Genomic DNA, 16,600 nt, shown 5'->3' with positions numbered 1-16,600 from the left:
CGGCCCGCGCCTGCGGCCATGCTGGTCTGGGGTAATCGCGCTCGACAACGGTCCGGCAACGAAAATCCGCTGCCACCTGCCCGGTCGCCATGGTTGAATCGCGTTCACAGAACCTCACGCTGCAGGTGCAAGAATCGGCGGACTCTGGAGGAACCGCAGTCATGGCTACACGCAACCGCATGCCCCCGTGGCATGAAAACTTCAAGGCTCCCAGCGGCCGGGAACTGCTCATCCGTCCCATCCGCCCCGAAGACGGCGCGCCGCTGCAGGGCGCATTCGCGCTGTTCGGGCCGGAGGAAGTCCGCGACCGCTTCCTGCAGGCCGTGGACGTGCTGTCGGACGAAACCGCGCAGCGCCTGACCCACCCGAACCCGAAGACCGAGATCTCGCTGGTCGCGGCCGAACCGCTGCCGCCGGGCGAAGCCGTGGTCGGCGCCGTTGCGCGCGCCTCGATCATCCCCGGCACCCGCGACGCCGAGTACGCCATCCTGGTCAGCCGCTTCCTCGCCGGCCAGGGCCTTGGCCGGCAGCTGATGCGCAAGCTGGTCAAGTGGGCGCGCGGCAAGTACCTGGACCGCATGTACGGCGACATCGCCCAGGACAACGAACCGATGCTGCAACTGGCCGCCTCGCTGGGCTTCAAGCAGGTACCGCACCCGTCCGGCACGCCGGGCCTGGTGCGGATGGTGCTGGAACTGGGCAGCTGAGGCCGGGCACGCGGCGCCGCCTTGCGCCCGCCATCCCCCGCGGGCGCGCTTCCGGCCATCGTTTCGCGCTGCCGGAGCCGCTCCTGCGACGTCCTTCGCGGCCCTCGCCGGCCCGAGGGCTTGCCTGCGCACCTTCCCTGTAGTGGCGGCCTCTGGCCGGCGCCTGCGATGGCGATGATTCCCGCACTTGCCGGCCGCCGGCCGGCACTGCAGTAAAATCGGCGGTCTCATGCCGCATCACGCCTCCTATCCCGTCCCGCCGCTGCCCCGTACGGGCCAGCTCCGCGCCTGGTGGCGCGCCCCCGCATCGACCAGCGCGCTGGCCTGGCACGTGGCCCGTGCCGCGCAGGCGCACGCCGGGCCGCTGCTGCTGGTCGCCCGCGACAACCACGGCGCGCACCAGGCCGTCGCCGACCTGCAGACCCTGCTGGGCGACGATGCGGCCTTGCCGGTGGTGCCGTTTCCCGACTGGGAAACCCTGCCCTACGACCAGTTCAGCCCGCACCCGGACATCATTTCCCAGCGCCTGGCCGCGCTGCACCGCCTGCCCGCGCTCGCGCGCGGCATCGTGGTGGTGCCGGTGCAGACCCTGCTGCAGCGGCTGGCGCCGCTGAGCTACATCGTCGGCGGCAGCTTCGACCTGGAGGTCGGCCAGCGCCTGGACATGGATGCGGAGAAGCGCCGCCTGGAAAGCGCCGGCTACCGCAACGTGCCGCAGGTGATGGACCCGGGCGACTTCGCCGTGCGCGGCGGCCTGCTCGACGTCTACCCGATGGGTGCCGGCGCACCGCTGCGCATCGAACTGCTGGACGAGGACATCGACTCGATCCGCGAATTCGACCCCGAATCGCAGCGCTCGCTGGACAAGGTCGGCGCGGTGAAGATGCTGCCAGGCCGCGAAGTGCCGATGGACGAGGCCAGCCTCGCCAAAGTGCTGGCCACGCTGCGCGAGCGCTTCGACGTGGACACCCGCCGCAGCCCGCTCTACCAGGACCTGAAGGCCGGCGTCCCGCCCTCGGGCATCGAATACTTCCTGCCGCTGTTCTTCAACACAACGGCGACGCTGTTCGACTACCTGCCCGAGGGTTTCCTGACCGTGCTCGCGCCCGGCGTGGGCGAAGCGGCCGACGCGTTCTGGACACAGACCCGCAGCCGCTACGAGCAGCGCCGCCACGACATCGAACGGCCGCTGCTGCCGCCGGAGGAGATCTACCAGTCGCCGGACGGGCTGCGCGAGCAGTTCAACCGGCAGCCACGCGTGGAAGTGTGGCCCGCCGACCACCCGCGCATCGCCGAGGCGCAGGCGCTGGGCGACCAGCCGCTGCCACCGTTGCCGGTGGCCGCCAAGGACGCGCCCGCCGGGCAGGCGCTGAAGTCCTTCCTCGACCACTACCCCGGCCGGGTGCTGGTCGCCGCAGATTCGCCGGGCCGCCGCGAGGCGCTGCTGGAAGTGCTGCAGGCCGCCGACCTGCGGCCGCCGGTGGTGCCGGGCCTGCCGGCCTTCCTGGCCGACGATGCGCCGCGCTTCGCGATCACCGTGGCGCCGCTGGACGATGGCTTCGCCCTGTCCGAACCGGCGCTGGCGGTGCTCACCGAGCGCCAGCTGTTCCCCGAGCGCGCCGGCCAGGCGCGCCGCACCCGCCGTGCCGGGCGCGAGCCGGAAGCGATCATCCGCGACCTCGGCGAGCTGACCGAAGGCGCGCCCATCGTCCACGAGGACCATGGCGTCGGCCGCTACCGCGGGTTGATCGCGATGGACGTCGGCGGCATGCCCGGCGAATTCCTCGAGATCGAATACGCCAAGGGCGACCGTCTGTACGTGCCGGTCGCGCAGCTGCACCTGATCAGCCGCTACTCCGGCGCCTCGCCGGAAACCGCGCCGCTGCATTCGCTGGGCGGCGAGCAGTGGGCCAAGGCCAAGCGCAAGGCTGCCGAGAAGGTCCGCGACGTCGCCGCCGAGCTGCTGGAGATCCAGGCGCGGCGCCAGGCCCGCGCCGGCCTGGCGCTGGACATCGACCGCGCCATGTACGAACCGTTCGCCGCCGGCTTCCCGTTCGAGGAAACCCCGGACCAGCTGGCCGCGATCGAAGCCACCCTGCGCGACCTGCAGTCCAGTCAGCCGATGGACCGCGTGGTCTGCGGCGACGTCGGCTTCGGCAAGACCGAAGTGGCCGTGCGCGCCGCCTTCGCCGCCGCCAGTGGCGGCAAGCAGGTCGCCGTGCTGGTGCCGACCACGCTGCTGGCCGAGCAGCACTACCGCAACTTCCGCGACCGCTTCGCCGATTACCCGCTCAAGGTCGAGGTGCTGTCGCGCTTCAAGTCCACCAAGGAGATCAGGGCCGAACTGGACAAGGTCGCCGAGGGCGGCATCGACGTGATCGTCGGCACCCACCGCCTGCTGCAGCCGGACGTGAAGTTCAAGGACCTGGGCCTGGTCATCGTCGACGAGGAACAGCGCTTCGGTGTGCGCCAGAAGGAAGCGCTCAAGGCGATGCGCGCCAACGTGCACCTGCTCACGCTCACCGCCACGCCGATCCCGCGCACGCTCAACATGGCCATGGCCGGGCTGCGCGACCTGTCGATCATTGCCACGCCGCCGCCGAACCGGCTGGCGGTGCAGACCTTCGTCACCCAGTGGGACAACGCGCAGCTGCGCGAATCGTTCCAGCGCGAGCTCTCGCGCGGCGGCCAGCTGTATTTCCTGCACAACGACGTGGAGAGCATGGGCCGCATGCAGCGCGAGCTGTCCGAGCTGGTGCCCGAGGCGCGCATCGGCATGGCCCATGGGCAGATGCCCGAGCGCGAGCTGGAAAAGGTGATGCTGGATTTCCAGAAGCAGCGCTTCAACGTGCTGCTGGCCAGCACCATCATCGAATCGGGCATCGACATCCCCAACGCCAACACCATCATCATCAACCGCGCCGACCGCTTCGGCCTGGCCCAGCTGCACCAGCTGCGCGGCCGCGTCGGCCGCTCGCACCATCGCGCCTATGCGTACCTGGTGGTGCCGGACAAGCGTTCGATCACGCCCGACGCACAGAAGCGGCTGGACGCCATCGCCTCGATGGACGAACTCGGCGCCGGCTTCACCCTGGCCACCCATGACCTGGAAATCCGCGGCGCCGGCGAACTGCTCGGCGAGGACCAGAGCGGGCAGATGGCCGAAGTCGGCTTCAGCCTGTACACCGAGCTGCTCGAACGCGCGGTGCGCTCGATCAAGGCCGGCAAGCTGCCCGACCTGGACAGCGGCGAGGAAGTGCGCGGCGCCGAGGTCGAACTGCACGTGCCGGCGCTGATCCCGGAAGACTACCTGCCCGACGTGCATACGCGCCTGACCCTGTACAAGCGCATTTCCAGCGCGCGCGACAGCGTCGCATTGCGCGAGCTGCAGGTGGAGATGATCGACCGCTTCGGCCTGCTGCCGGATGCGGCCAAGCACCTGTTCGCCATCGCCGAACTGAAGCTGCAGGCCAACGCGCTGGGCATCCGCAAGCTGGAGCTGGGCGAGAATGGCGGCCGCATCGTGTTCGAGGCCAAGCCCGACATCGACCCGATGGCGGTGATCCAGCTGATCCAGAAGCAGCCCAAGCTGTACCAGATGGACGGCCCGGACAAGCTGCGCATCCGGCATCCGCTGCCGGAAAGCGCGGACCGCTTCAACGCCGCGCGCGCGCTGCTGACCACCCTGCGGCCGGCGTGAGTGGATGAAGGGTTTGCCAGGAACGGAGGCGCCGGGGACAATAACCGCCCTCCTCCCGGCCAGGCCGCCTTCCCCGCGGTGCGGCGCTCCATGTTCCCGATTCCCTCGCCCCCTGGCCTGTCCCTCCCGCCTGAAAACGACAGCTGCGGCATCGCCGTGCTCGCCGCCGCGCTGGACGAGCGCGACAGCTACACCGACCAGCACTGCGACCGGGTTTCGCTGTTGGCGCACGGGCTGGGCGAGCGCTGCGGGCTGTCCGGCGCGCAGCTGGAACAGCTGGCGCTGGCCGCGCGCTTCCACGATGTCGGCAAGATCGGCATCCGCGACGACGTGCTGCTGCATCCCGGCCGCCTGGACGAGCCGCGGATGGAGAAGATGCGCACTCACCCCGAACGCGGCGCGCGCCTGTTCGCGGCCACCGGCCGCGACGATGCCGCCGCCGTGGCGCGGCTGATCCTGCATCACCACGAAGCCTGGGACGGCAGCGGTTACCCGCACGGCCTGCAGGGCGAGGACATCCCGCTGGAAGCGCGCATCCTGACCATCGCCGACGGCTACGACGCGTTGACCTCGCATCGTCCCTACCGCGGCCCGCTGTGCGCGGACGATGCGCTGGCCATCCTCAACCGCGAGAAGAACCGGCTGGTCGATCCGCGCCTGTTCGGGGAATTCCGCGGCCTGCTGCGCGGACGCGCCGCCATCGGCGCCTGAGTCCCGGCACACCCGGCGCGCTTACAGCACCGGCGACATCATCGCCACCGCGTTCTGCACCAGCCGCGTGGCGAACGACCAGCCATCGACCTGTTCCTGCGTCACCGCAATGGACACGGACAGGTATTTTTCCTGGCGCCGGCGGATCGCGGCGGTCACCTGCGCGTCGGCGATCAGCAGGCTGTTCTCGAAATTGAGCTCCAGGCTGCGCCGGTCTATGTTGGCCGAGCCCACCAGGCTGATCTCGCCATCGACGGTCAGCGACTTGGCGTGCAGCAGGCCCAGCGGATACTCGTGGACTTCCACGCCGCTGCGCAGCAGGTCGGCATAGGCGCTGCGGCTGGCCTGCCCGACCAGCCACGAATCGTTGCGGCGTGGGAGCACCAGCTTCGTGCACACGCCGCGCCGCGGCGCAGAGCAGAGCGCGCGCAGGATGGATTCGTCCGGCACGAAATACGGCGTGGTGATCACCAGTTCGCGCCGCGCGGCATGGATGCAGGCCACGAACATATCGGCCATGGCGTTGGGCCGCGTGATCGGCCCGGTCTCGAAGGCGGTGGCGATGCAGCCGCCTTCATGCCACTGCGGCACGGTCGCGACCGCATAGCCGTCCAGCCCGCTCTCGCCCGCTTCCGGAATCCAGCCGCTGAGGAACAGGAACTGGACCAGCGCCACCACCGGACCCTCGCAGCGCAGCAGCAGGTCGATCCACGGCGCGCAGGCTGGCTTCACCCGGAACTCCGGATCGGCGCAGTTCTGGCTGCCGCAATAGGCGATGCGGTTGTCGATCACCACGATCTTGCGGTGGTCGCGCAGGTCCATGCGGCTGAACGCCATGTGCTGCAGGCGCTTGATGTCGTCCAGCGTTTTCAGCCGTTTCACTCCGGCCTCGCCCAGCTGCTTCCAGCGCGGGCCGTCGATGAAGGCGCGCGAGCCCAGCGCATCGACCATCACCCGGCAGGCCACGCCGCGCCGCGCCGCGGCGGCCACCGCATCGGCCACGCGGCCGCCGGCGCCATCGTCCAGCCAGATGTAGAAGGCGATGTGCACGCTCTCGCGGGCCTGTTCGATGTCGGCCACCAGCGTGTCCAGCGCGCGGCGGCAGTCGCTTTCCGGCGCGCCCGCGGGACTGTCGGCGTCGCCCAGCAGCGTCACGCGGTTCCCGCCGACCGCCGGCAGGCCGTTGATCGAACGCGCCAGCTCCAGCAGCGGTGCGGCAGTATCGGCCACCGGCGCGGCCGCCGGCAGCCGGGTGATCGCAGCCGCCGCCATGCCCATCCGTCCCAGGGCCTGTTCCACGCGGCGGAAGCGCGCGCGGCCGATGCTGGTCTCGCCCAGCAGCAGGTAGGCGACCATGCCCACCACCGGCGCCAGCATCACCACCGCCACCCACGCCGCGCGCGAGGCCGGCGCGCGGTTGGCGCGGGTCAGCGCGCGCGCCGCCACCGCCAGGTGCGCCACGAATACGACGGCAGTGACTCCCAACTGCAGCAGCGCGTGCGGTTCGCCTGCCTCCGGCACCATGCAGCCTCCCTGTGGTCGATGGCCCGCCGCCGATGGCGGAGCCGGATCAATAACACGCCCGCCGCCACCGCCGCATCTGCCCGTGGCCGCTGGCTGAACCCCGCCCTGCCGGCGTCGGCGGCAGGCACCGTTTTTTCACGCGCGGCGAAGGCCGGCAGGCGCCATCTGCGCGCACGGAAGCGCCGGAGGTTCCGGCCCCGCCAAGGAGTTCGACGCCATGCACACCATCCCTTCCCTGCCCCTGTTCCTGGCCGCCGCCATCATCGCCGGCGTGGCCTGCACCGCCACCGCCGCGGACAAGACCGCGCCGCCACCGTTGCCGGACTATGACGCGATCGACAAGAACAAGGACGGCATCGTCACCCTGGCCGAGATCGACGTCTATCCGCCGGCCATCGCCGCACGCCTGCACAAATGCGATACCGACAAGGACAAGACCCTGAGCCGCGAGGAATACGCGCGCTGCGAGCACGCCGCGCATACGCCGTCCAGGTGAGGTGGCGAGCGCGCGCGTCGCGATGCGCTGGCCACCCATGCCCCGGAACGCGGAAGGCCCGGCAATGCCGGGCCTTCCCTGTCAGCGGTTGCGGCCGTTGGCGCCGGTCACCAGATGACCACGCGCTTGTCGTCGCCACGCACCATCGGGTCGCCGGCCTTGCACTGGAACGCGGCGGCATAGGCCGGCATGTTCGACGGCGTGCCGTTGGCGCGGAAGTTGGCCGGCGCGTGCGGATCGGTGTTCAGGCGCACGCGCAGTTCGCCCTCGGTGAAGTTGCGGCGCCACACCGTGGCCCAGTTCATGAAGAAGCGCTGGTCCTCGCTGTAGCCATCCACCGCCACGTTCTTCGACGGGTCTTCCTTGAGCGCCATCTGCAGCGCGTCGTAGGCCACGGTCAGGCCGCCGAGGTCGCCGATGTTCTCGCCCAGGGTCAGCTTGCCCTTCACGTTCACGCCCGGCAGCGCCTCATAGCCGTCGAACTGCGCGACCAGCTGGTCGGTGCGGCTGTTGAAGGCGCCGCGGTCGGCGTCGGTCCACCAGTTGTCGAAGTTGCCGTTGGCGGCGAACTGGCTGCCCGAGTCGTCGTAGCCGTGCATCATCTCGTGGCCGATCACCGCGCCGATGCCGCCGTAGTTCAGCGCCGGGTCGGCCTTGGCGTCGAAGAACGGCGGCTGCAGGATCGCCGCCGGGAACACGATCTCGTTCTTGGTCGCGTTGTAGTAGGCGTTGACCGTCTGCGGGGTCATGCCCCACTCGGTCTTGTCCACCGGCTTGCCGATCTTGTCGAGCATGTAGCGGTAGTTGAACGCGCGCGCGGCCTGCATGTTGCCCAGGTAGCTGTCGCCCTTGGTGGCCAGGCCCGACCAGTCGCGCCACTTGTCCGGGTAGCCGATCTTCGGGGTGAAGCTGGCCCACTTCTCCAGCGCCTTCTTCTTGGTTTCCTCGCCCATCCACGGCAGGGTTTCCAGGCGCGCCTTCAGCGCCACCGACAGGTTTTCCACCAGGTGCTGCATGGCCACCTTGGACTCGGCCGGGAACACCGCGTCCACGTACAGCTGGCCCAGCGCTTCGCCCATCGCGCCGTTCACCGACTCGAGCACGCGCTTCCAGCGCGGCTGCATTTCCTGCTGGCCGCGCAGGGTCTTGCTGAAGAAGTCGAAGCTGGCCTGTTCGAAGGCCATGCTCAGGTACGGCGCGGCGTTGTCCACGGTGTGGAAGCGCAGGTAGGCCTGCCAGGTTGCGGCCGGCACGTCGGCCAGCATCTTGTCCAGCTCGCCGAAGAAGCCCGGCTGCGCCAGCGAGAACTTGTCCTTGGCCGGGATCTGCAGCGTGTCGAACAGCGCGGTCCAGCTGAAATTCGGGGTCTGCCTGTCGGCATCGGCGGCGCTGACCGGGTTGTAGCGCTTGGCCGGGTCGCGCAGCTCGATGCGCGACAGCGAGGCCTTGGCCAGGCGGGTTTCGAATTCCATCACCGCCTTGGCCTGCTCCTTGGCCTGTGCGGCGTCCACCCCGGACAGGGCCAGCATCTGCTCGATGTAGGCCACGTAGGCCTCGCGGATCTTGGCCTGCGATTCGTCGAAGTAATAGCCCTTCTCCGGCAGGCCCAGGCCGCCCTGGCCGACATAGGCGATGACGTTGGCCGAATCCTTGAAGTCCGGACTGGCGTACAGCGAGAACAGGAAGCCCTGGCCCTGCGCGTAGGCCTGGCGCAGGTAGCCGGCGATGGCGGCGCCGTCGTTGAGTGCGGCGATCCTGTCCAGCTCCGGCTGCAGCGGCTTGATGCCGGCCGCTTCGATCGCAGCCTCGTCCGAGCCGGTCTTCCAGATATCGCCGATCTGCGCTTCCACCGAGCCGGCCTTGGCGTTGGCTGCGGCGGCCTGCTCGACCAGCGCGTGCTGCACTTCCAGCGAGCGCTCGCGCAGGATCTCGAAGCTGCCCCAGGTCACCTGGTCGCCCGGCACCGGGTTGGCCTTGAGCCACTTGCCGTTGACGAAGCCGTTGAGGTCGGTACAGGCCGACACGGCCGGGTCCAGGTCGGCTGCACTGAATGTCACCGACGGCGTCTTGATCCGCGACAGGTCGAAGGCCGGCTTCGCCGCTTCGGCGGCCGGGGCTTCGGTCTTGCCGCAGGCGGCCAGCGAGGCGGCGATGGCGACGGTCAGGGACAACGGGACGAGCTTGGAAAGGGTCATGCGGATCTCCGGCCTAGCAGGGAATGCCGCGCCTGCGCGCGGCCAATCCCCGAGCGTAGGCGATGGCGCTCCGCTGCGGATAGGCCGAAGGTCATGCCCGCGGCGAAAGCCGCCGCGCGACGCGCGGCTTCAGCCGCGGCGCGCCGCCTCGATCGCGGCGATGTCGATCCTGCGCATTCCCATCATCGCCTCGAACGCGCGCTTGGCCGCGGTCGGATCGGGGTCGGCGATGGCCGCGGTCAGTGCGCGCGGCGTGATCTGCCACGACAATCCCCACTTGTCGCGGCACCAGCCGCAGGCGCTTTCCTCGCCGCCGTTGCCGACGATCGCGTCCCACAGCCGGTCGGTCTCGGCCTGGTCGTCGGTCGCGACCTGGAACGAGAACGCCTCGCTGTGCCTGAACGCCGGGCCGCCATTCAGGCCCAGGCACGGAATGCCGAGCACCGTGAATTCGACTGTCAGCACATCGCCCTGCTTGCCCGCGGGATAGTCACCGGGCGCGCGGTGGACGGCCACCACCCTGCTGTCGGAAAACGTCTCGGCATAGAAGGTGGCCGCTTCCAGCGCGGCACCGTCGTACCACAGGCAGATCGTGTTCTTGGGGATCATCGCGGTTTCCTCGCTCACGGAAGAAAAACCGGCGCGCACGGACACACCATGGCGCCGGAACGCGGGATCGTAGCGCAGCGTCCGCGCGCCACCGTCACTCCGCGTGCATGCCGCGGCCCACGGAAGGCCGCGTGGCGCAGTCAGCGTTGCAGCGCGCGCGGGCCCGGCAGCAGTGCCGCCACCATGCCCAGCAAGGGCAGGAACGAGATCGCCTTGTAGACCCACACGATGCTGGTGTGGTCGGCCAGCACGCCCAGCACCGCCGCGCCCAGCCCGCCCATGCCGAAGGCGAAGCCGAAGAACAGGCCCGACACGGTGCCGATGCGGTGCGGCATCAGTTCCTGCGCGTAAACCAGGATGGCCGAGAACGCCGAGGACAGGACGAAGCCGATGACCAGGGTCAGCACCGTGGTCCATTCCAGGTTGGCGTAGGGCAGGACCAGCGCGAACGGCGCCACGCCCAGGATCGAGGCCCAGATCACCGGCTTGCGGCCGATGCGGTCGCCCACCGGCCCACCGATCAGGGTGCCGGCCGCCGAGGCCAGCAGGAAGCCGAACAGGTGCAGCTGCGCGCTCTGCACCGACACTCCGAACTTCTGCATCAGGTAGAACGTGTAGTAGCTGCTGAGGCCGGCGATGTAGAAGTACTTGCTGAAGATCAGCACCAGCAGCACCGCGATCACCCAGGCCACGGTGCGCGACGGCAGCCGCGCCGCGCCGGCGGCCGCGCGCGGCTTCGGGCTGGCGGCGACGGCCAGCAGATGCTGCTGGTACCAGCGCCCCACGTAACACAGCAGGCCGATGCCCAGCAGCGCCGCGCAGCCGAACCAGGCCACGCTGCGCTGGCCGTTGGGCACGATCACCGCCGCCGCCAGCAGCGGACCGACGGCCGTGCCGGCGTTGCCGCCCAGCTGGAAAATGGACTGCGACAGGCCGTGGCGCCCGCCCGAGGCCAGGCGCGCGATGCGCGAGGATTCGGGATGGAAGATGGCCGAACCGATGCCGACCAGCATCGCCGCCGCCAGCACCGTGGCGAAGTTCGGCGCGTAGGCCAGCAGCAGCAGGCCGCACAGGGTCGAGGCCATGCCCATCGGCAGCGAATACGGCGCCGGGCGGCGGTCGGTGCGCAGGCCGATCAGCGGCTGGAACAGCGAGGCGGTGAGCTGGTAGGTCAGGGTGATCAGGCCGACCTGGGCGAAGCTCAGGTGGAACTGGCCCTTGAAGATCGGATACAGCGCCAGGATCAGCGACTGCATCATGTCGTTGACCAGGTGCGAACCGCTGATCGCAGCCAGCACGCCCACCGCTACCGGGCGGCGCGTGGTCGTGGGGGAGGCGGCAACGGGGGCGGCTGCGGACATGGCGGCACCAGGCAGTGGGGAGCGGCGCGCATGGTAGAGTCGCCAGCCACGCCCTTCCTGCGCGATATGGTCATGTACCCTCTCGAAAAGGACATTGGCGACCGCCGGGGGCAGCGCCTGCCGTTGCCCGTCGGCCCGGAGACGGCGGTGTACTGCAAGGCCCGCGACTACGCCCCCGGCACGCTCATTCCGCTGCACCACCATCCCGACCGCCACCAGCTGGTGTATGCCGAGAGCGGCGCGCTGGTCGTGCGCGCCGGCATGGGCCGCTGGGTGGTGCCCAGCACGCGCGCGATCTGGATTCCCGCCGGCACCGGCCATGTGGTGCACTGCATCGGCTTGGTGCGCATGCGCAGCCTCTATGTCGCGCCGGCCGCCATGCCGCAGGCGCCGGCCGGCGCCTCGGCGGTATCGGTCACGCCGCTGCTGGCGGCGCTGATCCGCGCCGCCGCCGGCGTCGCGCAACCGTACGTCGAGGACTCGCGCGACGGCCGCCTGATGCGCCTGGTCCTGGACGAAATGCAGACCCTGCCGGCGCTGCCGCTGCACCTGCCCGAACCGGCCGACCCGCGTCTGCGCGCGATCGGCCGGCGGCTGGAACGGCAGCCGGACGACGCCTCCACCCTGCAGGACTGGGCCGCACGCCTGCAGGTGGACGTAAAGACGATCCAGCGCCTGTGTGCGCGCGAACTGGGCATGACCTTCGGCCAGTGGCGGCAGCAGGCGCGGCTGCTGCGCGCGCTGGAACGGCTGGCGGTCGGCGAGAAGGTCATCGACGTGGCGCTGGCGCTGGGCTACGAAAGCCCCAGCGCGTTCGCCACCATGTTCAAGCGCCGCTTCGGACTGACGCCGAGCCGCTTCTTCCGCTGAGCGCCCGGCCGGTCAGCCGTGCCGCACCAGCGCACCGAGCTCGCGTTCCAGCAGGGCCGGATCGGCGGCATTGAGTTCGATCACGCGGCGCAGCGCGGTGATGCTGTCCAGGTCGATCTCATCGCAGCGCAGGCCGACGTTGCATCCTTCCACATGCACCACGGTGGCCTGCATGCGGATCGGCAGGTCTTCGGACAGATCGACCTGCAGCTGGCAGCACTCGTCCAGCCGGCAGTCGTCGCCGGCGCCCACCTCGAACAGCGCGCCCTTCAGCGACACATCGTGTACCTGCCCCGCATGGATGCGGCCGTCGGCGCGGACCAGGCGGGCCGGTGAATGGAAGGGGGCACGCCAGAAATGGCGTCGCTCCGTGGACGTGTTCATGCGGTTTCCCTGTGCGTTGGATGGAAAAACCGGCCGCGCCGCCGCCGTGGTCGAAGCATAGCCCGGCCGGCGGGCAGCGGCGCGGCGGCCGGCCGAGCGTCCGGCAAGACCTTGATCGGCAAGGCCTGTCGTGAATCTGGCGTGTCGCTGTCGTGGTCCGGGGCGGGCCGTCGCGGCAGCGTGCCGGCTCCCTTACCATCGCGGAGCGGTCACAGTGGACGAGAAAACGATGAAGATCGACGCCAACCGGATCAGGACATTGCGCGAGGCGCGCGGCTGGTCGCAGGAACACCTGGCGGACGTGGCCGGGCTCAGCCCGCGCACCGTGCAGCGGCTGGAGGCCGAAGGCAAGGCCTCGCATGAGTCGCGGATGGCGGTGGCCGCCGCGCTGGGTATCGAACCGGGGCAACTGGCCGGTCGCGAAGCCGCGCCGGCGCGGCCCGCTTCCGGCATCGGAGCGGCCGACCGCATCAAGATCACCCTGTGGATCGTGAGCATCGTGCTGGCGGTGATCATGTTCCAGCTGGTCGCAGGCTACGTCCTCGGCAAGAACGCGGGCCTGCGCGACAACCGGATCAACGAAGCCTGCAAGGCCGAACCGGCCAGCTGCCGCCGCTGATCCCGCCCTGTCCGTCGATCCACAAACGAAAACACCCGGCCCAAGCCGGGTGTTTCGATGCGTCGGGCAGGCCGGCGTTACTTCGCCTTGCCCTGGTTGGCCACGGCCTCGGCCGCCTTCTTCGCCGCTTCCGGATCGCCGAGGTAGCGGAACGACTGCACGCTCAGGTCATCGTTCAATTCGAACAGCAGCGGGATGCCGGTGGGGATGTTGAGCTCGAGGATTTCCTCGCGCGAGACATGGTTGAGGTACTTGTACAGCGCGCGCAGCGAGTTGCCGTGGGCGGTGACCAGCACGGTCCTGCCGTCCTTCAGCTGCGGGGCGATGGCGTCGTGCCAGTACGGCAGCACGCGGTCCAGGGTGGTGGCCAGCGACTCGGTGCCCGGCAGCGCATTGCGGTCCAGGCCGGCGTAGCGGCGGTCGTGGATCGGATGGCCCGGGTCTTCCAGGTCCATCGGCGGCGGCGGGATGTCGTAGGAGCGGCGCCATACCTTGACCTGCTCCTCGCCGTGTTTGGCGGCGGTCTCGGCCTTGTCCAGGCCCTGCAGGCCGCCGTAATGGCGCTCGTTGAGCCGCCAGGACTTGTTCACCGGCAGCCAGTCCTGGCCCAGTTCGGCCAGCGCGCCCTGCAGGGTGTGGATGGCGCGCTTGAGCACCGAGGTGTGGGCGACATCGAACTGCAGCCCTTCTTCCTTCATCAGCCGGCCGGCGGCGGCGGCTTCGCGGCGGCCCTGCTCGGTCAGCTCCACGTCCACCCAGCCGGTGAAGCGGTTGTCGAGGTTCCACTGGCTCTGGCCATGGCGCAACAGCACGAGTTTGCGGGTCACTGCGAAAGTCTCCGGGTCGGGGGAAAGGGAACCGGTCGATTGTAGCCGCTTCCCTTCGCGCCTCCGCCTGCACTGCGCGGCCACCGCGGAAGTGGCAGGCTTGGACGCATGCGCTTCCTGCCTCCCGCCGACATCGCCCCCGCCGCCCTGGCCGGGCTGCGCCGCCAACAGGTCGAACTGGCCGCGCGCGTGGAACTGGACGACCGCCTGGCCGCCCTGCCGGCACGCGTGGCCGGCGTGGACAGCGGCTTCGAGGACGAGGGCCGCATCACCCGCTCGGTGGCGGTGCGCGTGGATGGCTTCAGCCTGCAGCCGGTCGAATCGACCCTGGCGCGCCTGCCCACCGCCCTGCCCTACATCCCCGGCCTGCTCAGTTTCCGCGAACTGCCGGCGGTGCTGCAGGCGCTGCGGCAACTGCGGGAGGAGCCGCAGCTGGTGCTGGTCGACGGCCACGGCATCGCCCATCCGCGCGGGCTGGGCATCGCCGCGCATCTGGGCGTGCTGACCGGGCTGCCCAGCATCGGCGTGGGCAAGAGCCGCCTGGTCGGCGACTACGCCGAACCGGGACCGGAGCGCGGCGACCACGCGCCGCTGTTCCACAAGGGCCGCCAGGTCGGCTGGGTGCTGCGCAGCAAGCCGCGCTGCAATCCGCTGTTCATCTCGCCGGGCAACCACGTCTCGGTGCAGGCCTGCCTGCCGCTGGTGCTGGCCTGCCTCACCCGCTACCGCCTGCCCGAACCCACGCGCCTGGCCGACCGCATCGCCTCGCGCCGCGACGGCGGCGCCTGATCCATCGCGGCAACAGTCCGTTACGGCCGGACCGCCGGCACAGGCGCGCGGCGCATGCCATCCTGCCCATCCCCGCAAAGGAGCCCGCGCCATGACCACGATCATCAGCCCCCGTGTCCACGACCTCGGTGGTTTCCAGGTGCGCCGCGCCGTGCCGACGCTGCAAGCGCGCAGCGTCGGGCCGTTCGTGTTCGTCGACCACATGGGCCCGGCGGTGTTCGCGCCCGGCCAGGGCATCGACGTGCGCCCGCATCCGCATATCGGCCTGGCGACGGTCACCTTCCTGTGGTCCGGCGCCATCGGCCACCGCGACACGCTCGGCTCGGAACAGGTCATCCGCCCCGGCGACGTCAACTGGATGACTGCCGGCCGCGGCATCGCCCATTCCGAACGCACGCCGCCGCCCGAGCGCGAGCACGACCATCCGCTGCACGGCATGCAGACCTGGGTGGCGCTGCCGAAGGAATACGAGGAAACCGCGCCGGAATTCCATCACTTCGGCGCGGCGCAGCTGCCGCAGCAGCGTCGCGACGGCGCCTGGCTGCGGGTGATCGCCGGCCGCGCCTATGGCGAGGAATCGCCGGTACGGGTATTCGCCGACACGCTCAATGTCGCCATCGACCTGGAGCCGGGCGCCGAGATCGACCTGGATACCTCGCACGTAGAGCGCGCGCTCTACGTGCTGGAAGGCGATGCGCAGCTCGACGGCGTGGACATCCCGGTGCAGCACCTGGTGATTCCGGAGCCGGGCGCGCGCGGACGCCTGCGCGCCAGGACCCCGCTCAAGGCGATGCTGATGGGCGGCGAGCCGCTCGACGGCCCGCGTCACCTGTGGTGGAACTTCGTCTCCAGTTCGAAGGAGCGCATCGAGCAGGCCAAGGACGACTGGCGCGACGGCCGCTTCGGCACCATCCCCGGCGACGACAAGGAATTCATCCCGCTGCCGGGCTGAGGCGCCGGTTAACGTTTTCGATACGCCGCCATCACGGTTCTTGGTTATTTTTCCTGCGCCCACTCCGGGCCACTGCGGGGAATAGACGATGAGCATGGGGAAGCGACTGGCGGCCGAGTTCCTCGGCACCTTCTGGCTGGTGCTGGGCGGCTGCGGCAGCGCCGTGCTGGCGGCCAAGTTCGGCGGTGACGGCAATCCACTGGGCATCGGCTTCGTCGGTGTCGCGCTGGCGTTCGGCCTGACCGTGCTGACCGGCGCCTATGCGTTCGGGCACGTCTCCGGCGCGCACTTCAACCCGGCGGTCAGCCTCGGCCTGTGGGCCGGCGGCCGCTTCGCCGGCAAGGACCTGGTGCCCTATATCGTCGCCCAGGTGCTGGGCGGCACCCTCGCCGCCTTCATCCTGCTGCATATCGCGCAGGGCCAGCCCGGTTTCGCCATCGACGGCAGCCAGGCCGGCGCCTTCGCCAGCAACGGCTACGGCGCGCTGTCGCCGGGCGGCTACAGCGTGGCCGCCGCCTTCCTGTGCGAAGTGGTGATGACCGCGATGTTCCTGGTGGTGATCATGGGCTCCACCCACGGCAAGGCGCCGGCCGGCTTCGCTCCGATCGCGATCGGCCTGGCGCTGACCCTGATCCACCTGATCAGCATCCCGGTCACCAACACCTCGGTGAACCCGGCGCGCTCCACCGCGGTGGCGCTGTTCGCCGGCCCCGGCGCGATGGGCCAGCTGTGGCTGTTCTGGGTGGCGCCGTTCCTGGGCGCGCTGATCGGCGGCCTGGCCTACAAGTGGATCGGCAGCGACCAGCGCTGACGTTCCCCCGCAACATGCACCCGCGACGGCCCCCACCCGGGGGCC

The 16,600-nt window shown here is 70.1% G+C and carries 15 protein-coding genes; 9 read left to right on the top strand and 6 right to left on the bottom strand.

Annotated features, from left to right (window positions below; genetic code table 11):
* Positions 1-161 precede the first annotated feature (161 nt).
* From QMX80_RS10025 to QMX80_RS10015, 3 genes are all read left to right on the top strand, one after another.
* Entirely contained in the window at positions 162-707 is a 546-nt protein-coding gene (locus QMX80_RS10025; protein WP_153190733.1) for a GNAT family N-acetyltransferase, read from the top strand.
* Positions 708-936: 229 nt separating this feature from the next.
* Positions 937-4,407 (top strand): transcription-repair coupling factor, encoded by a 3,471-nt coding sequence (mfd, locus tag QMX80_RS10020; RefSeq protein ID WP_282276816.1) that lies wholly within the window; start codon positions 937-939, stop codon positions 4,405-4,407.
* A gap of 90 nt (positions 4,408-4,497) precedes the next feature.
* Positions 4,498-5,118, top strand: a complete 621-nt coding sequence (locus tag QMX80_RS10015) for an HD domain-containing phosphohydrolase (RefSeq protein WP_055768146.1) — start codon at positions 4,498-4,500, stop codon at positions 5,116-5,118.
* Between the two features lie 21 nt (positions 5,119-5,139).
* Here QMX80_RS10015 and cls read toward each other — a convergent pair whose 3' ends face one another.
* A complete protein-coding gene (cls, locus tag QMX80_RS10010) occupies positions 5,140-6,642 on the bottom strand; it encodes a cardiolipin synthase (RefSeq protein WP_282276815.1) in 1,503 nt (500 codons plus the stop codon).
* A gap of 217 nt (positions 6,643-6,859) precedes the next feature.
* Between cls and QMX80_RS10005 the strand changes: the two genes are divergently transcribed.
* Positions 6,860-7,138, top strand: coding sequence for a hypothetical protein (locus QMX80_RS10005; protein ID WP_282276814.1), 279 nt, complete (start codon positions 6,860-6,862; stop codon positions 7,136-7,138).
* Between the two features lie 107 nt (positions 7,139-7,245).
* Here the strand turns inward: QMX80_RS10005 and QMX80_RS10000 are convergent, their stop codons facing one another.
* From QMX80_RS10000 to QMX80_RS09990, 3 genes are all read right to left on the bottom strand, one after another.
* Entirely contained in the window at positions 7,246-9,333 is a 2,088-nt protein-coding gene (locus tag QMX80_RS10000) for a M13 family metallopeptidase (RefSeq protein ID WP_273080277.1), read from the bottom strand.
* A 129-nt stretch (positions 9,334-9,462) separates the two neighbouring features.
* Positions 9,463-9,942, bottom strand: a complete 480-nt coding sequence (locus tag QMX80_RS09995) for a VOC family protein (RefSeq protein WP_282276836.1) — start codon at positions 9,940-9,942, stop codon at positions 9,463-9,465.
* Between the two features lie 140 nt (positions 9,943-10,082).
* Entirely contained in the window at positions 10,083-11,303 is a 1,221-nt protein-coding gene (locus QMX80_RS09990) for an MFS transporter (RefSeq protein WP_282276813.1), read from the bottom strand.
* Positions 11,304-11,375: 72 nt separating this feature from the next.
* Here QMX80_RS09990 and QMX80_RS09985 point away from each other — a divergent pair, with 72 nt between their 5' ends.
* Positions 11,376-12,173 carry a helix-turn-helix transcriptional regulator gene (locus QMX80_RS09985; RefSeq protein WP_055768534.1) on the top strand — a complete coding sequence of 266 codons (798 nt, stop codon included), beginning with the start codon at positions 11,376-11,378 and terminating at the stop codon, positions 12,171-12,173.
* 12 nt (positions 12,174-12,185) lie between these two features.
* Here QMX80_RS09985 and QMX80_RS09980 read toward each other — a convergent pair whose 3' ends face one another.
* The gene (locus QMX80_RS09980) at positions 12,186-12,557 is read right to left on the bottom strand and encodes a PilZ domain-containing protein (protein ID WP_273080280.1); all 372 of its coding nucleotides are present in this window, start codon (positions 12,555-12,557) and stop codon (positions 12,186-12,188) included.
* 214 nt (positions 12,558-12,771) lie between these two features.
* On the opposite strand from QMX80_RS09980, the gene QMX80_RS09975 reads away from it, so the two are divergent.
* On the top strand, positions 12,772-13,176 hold the full coding sequence (locus QMX80_RS09975; RefSeq protein ID WP_162236384.1) for a helix-turn-helix transcriptional regulator: 405 nt from the start codon (positions 12,772-12,774) through the stop codon (positions 13,174-13,176).
* Between the two features lie 77 nt (positions 13,177-13,253).
* Here the strand turns inward: QMX80_RS09975 and gpmA are convergent, their stop codons facing one another.
* On the bottom strand, positions 13,254-14,003 hold the full coding sequence (gene gpmA, locus QMX80_RS09970; protein WP_055768122.1) for a 2,3-diphosphoglycerate-dependent phosphoglycerate mutase: 750 nt from the start codon (positions 14,001-14,003) through the stop codon (positions 13,254-13,256).
* A 108-nt stretch (positions 14,004-14,111) separates the two neighbouring features.
* Here gpmA and nfi point away from each other — a divergent pair, with 108 nt between their 5' ends.
* The 3 genes from nfi (at position 14,112) to aqpZ (ending at position 16,555) form a co-directional block, all read left to right on the top strand.
* The gene (gene nfi / locus QMX80_RS09965) at positions 14,112-14,792 is read left to right on the top strand and encodes a deoxyribonuclease V (RefSeq protein WP_282276811.1); all 681 of its coding nucleotides are present in this window, start codon (positions 14,112-14,114) and stop codon (positions 14,790-14,792) included.
* 91 nt (positions 14,793-14,883) lie between these two features.
* Complete coding sequence (locus tag QMX80_RS09960) at positions 14,884-15,744, top strand: pirin family protein (RefSeq protein WP_282276809.1); 861 nt, start codon at positions 14,884-14,886, stop codon at positions 15,742-15,744.
* 88 nt (positions 15,745-15,832) lie between these two features.
* The gene (gene aqpZ / locus QMX80_RS09955) at positions 15,833-16,555 is read left to right on the top strand and encodes an aquaporin Z (RefSeq protein WP_082443569.1); all 723 of its coding nucleotides are present in this window, start codon (positions 15,833-15,835) and stop codon (positions 16,553-16,555) included.
* Positions 16,556-16,600: the final 45 nt, after the last annotated feature.

Origin of the sequence: Stenotrophomonas sp. PS02297, assembly GCF_029959705.1 — a bacterium.
GTDB classification, from domain to species: Bacteria; Pseudomonadota; Gammaproteobacteria; order Xanthomonadales; family Xanthomonadaceae; genus Stenotrophomonas; species Stenotrophomonas nitritireducens.
The sequence above is the reverse complement of the archived record's forward strand: the minus strand, read 5'-3'. Positions and strand labels throughout refer to the sequence as shown.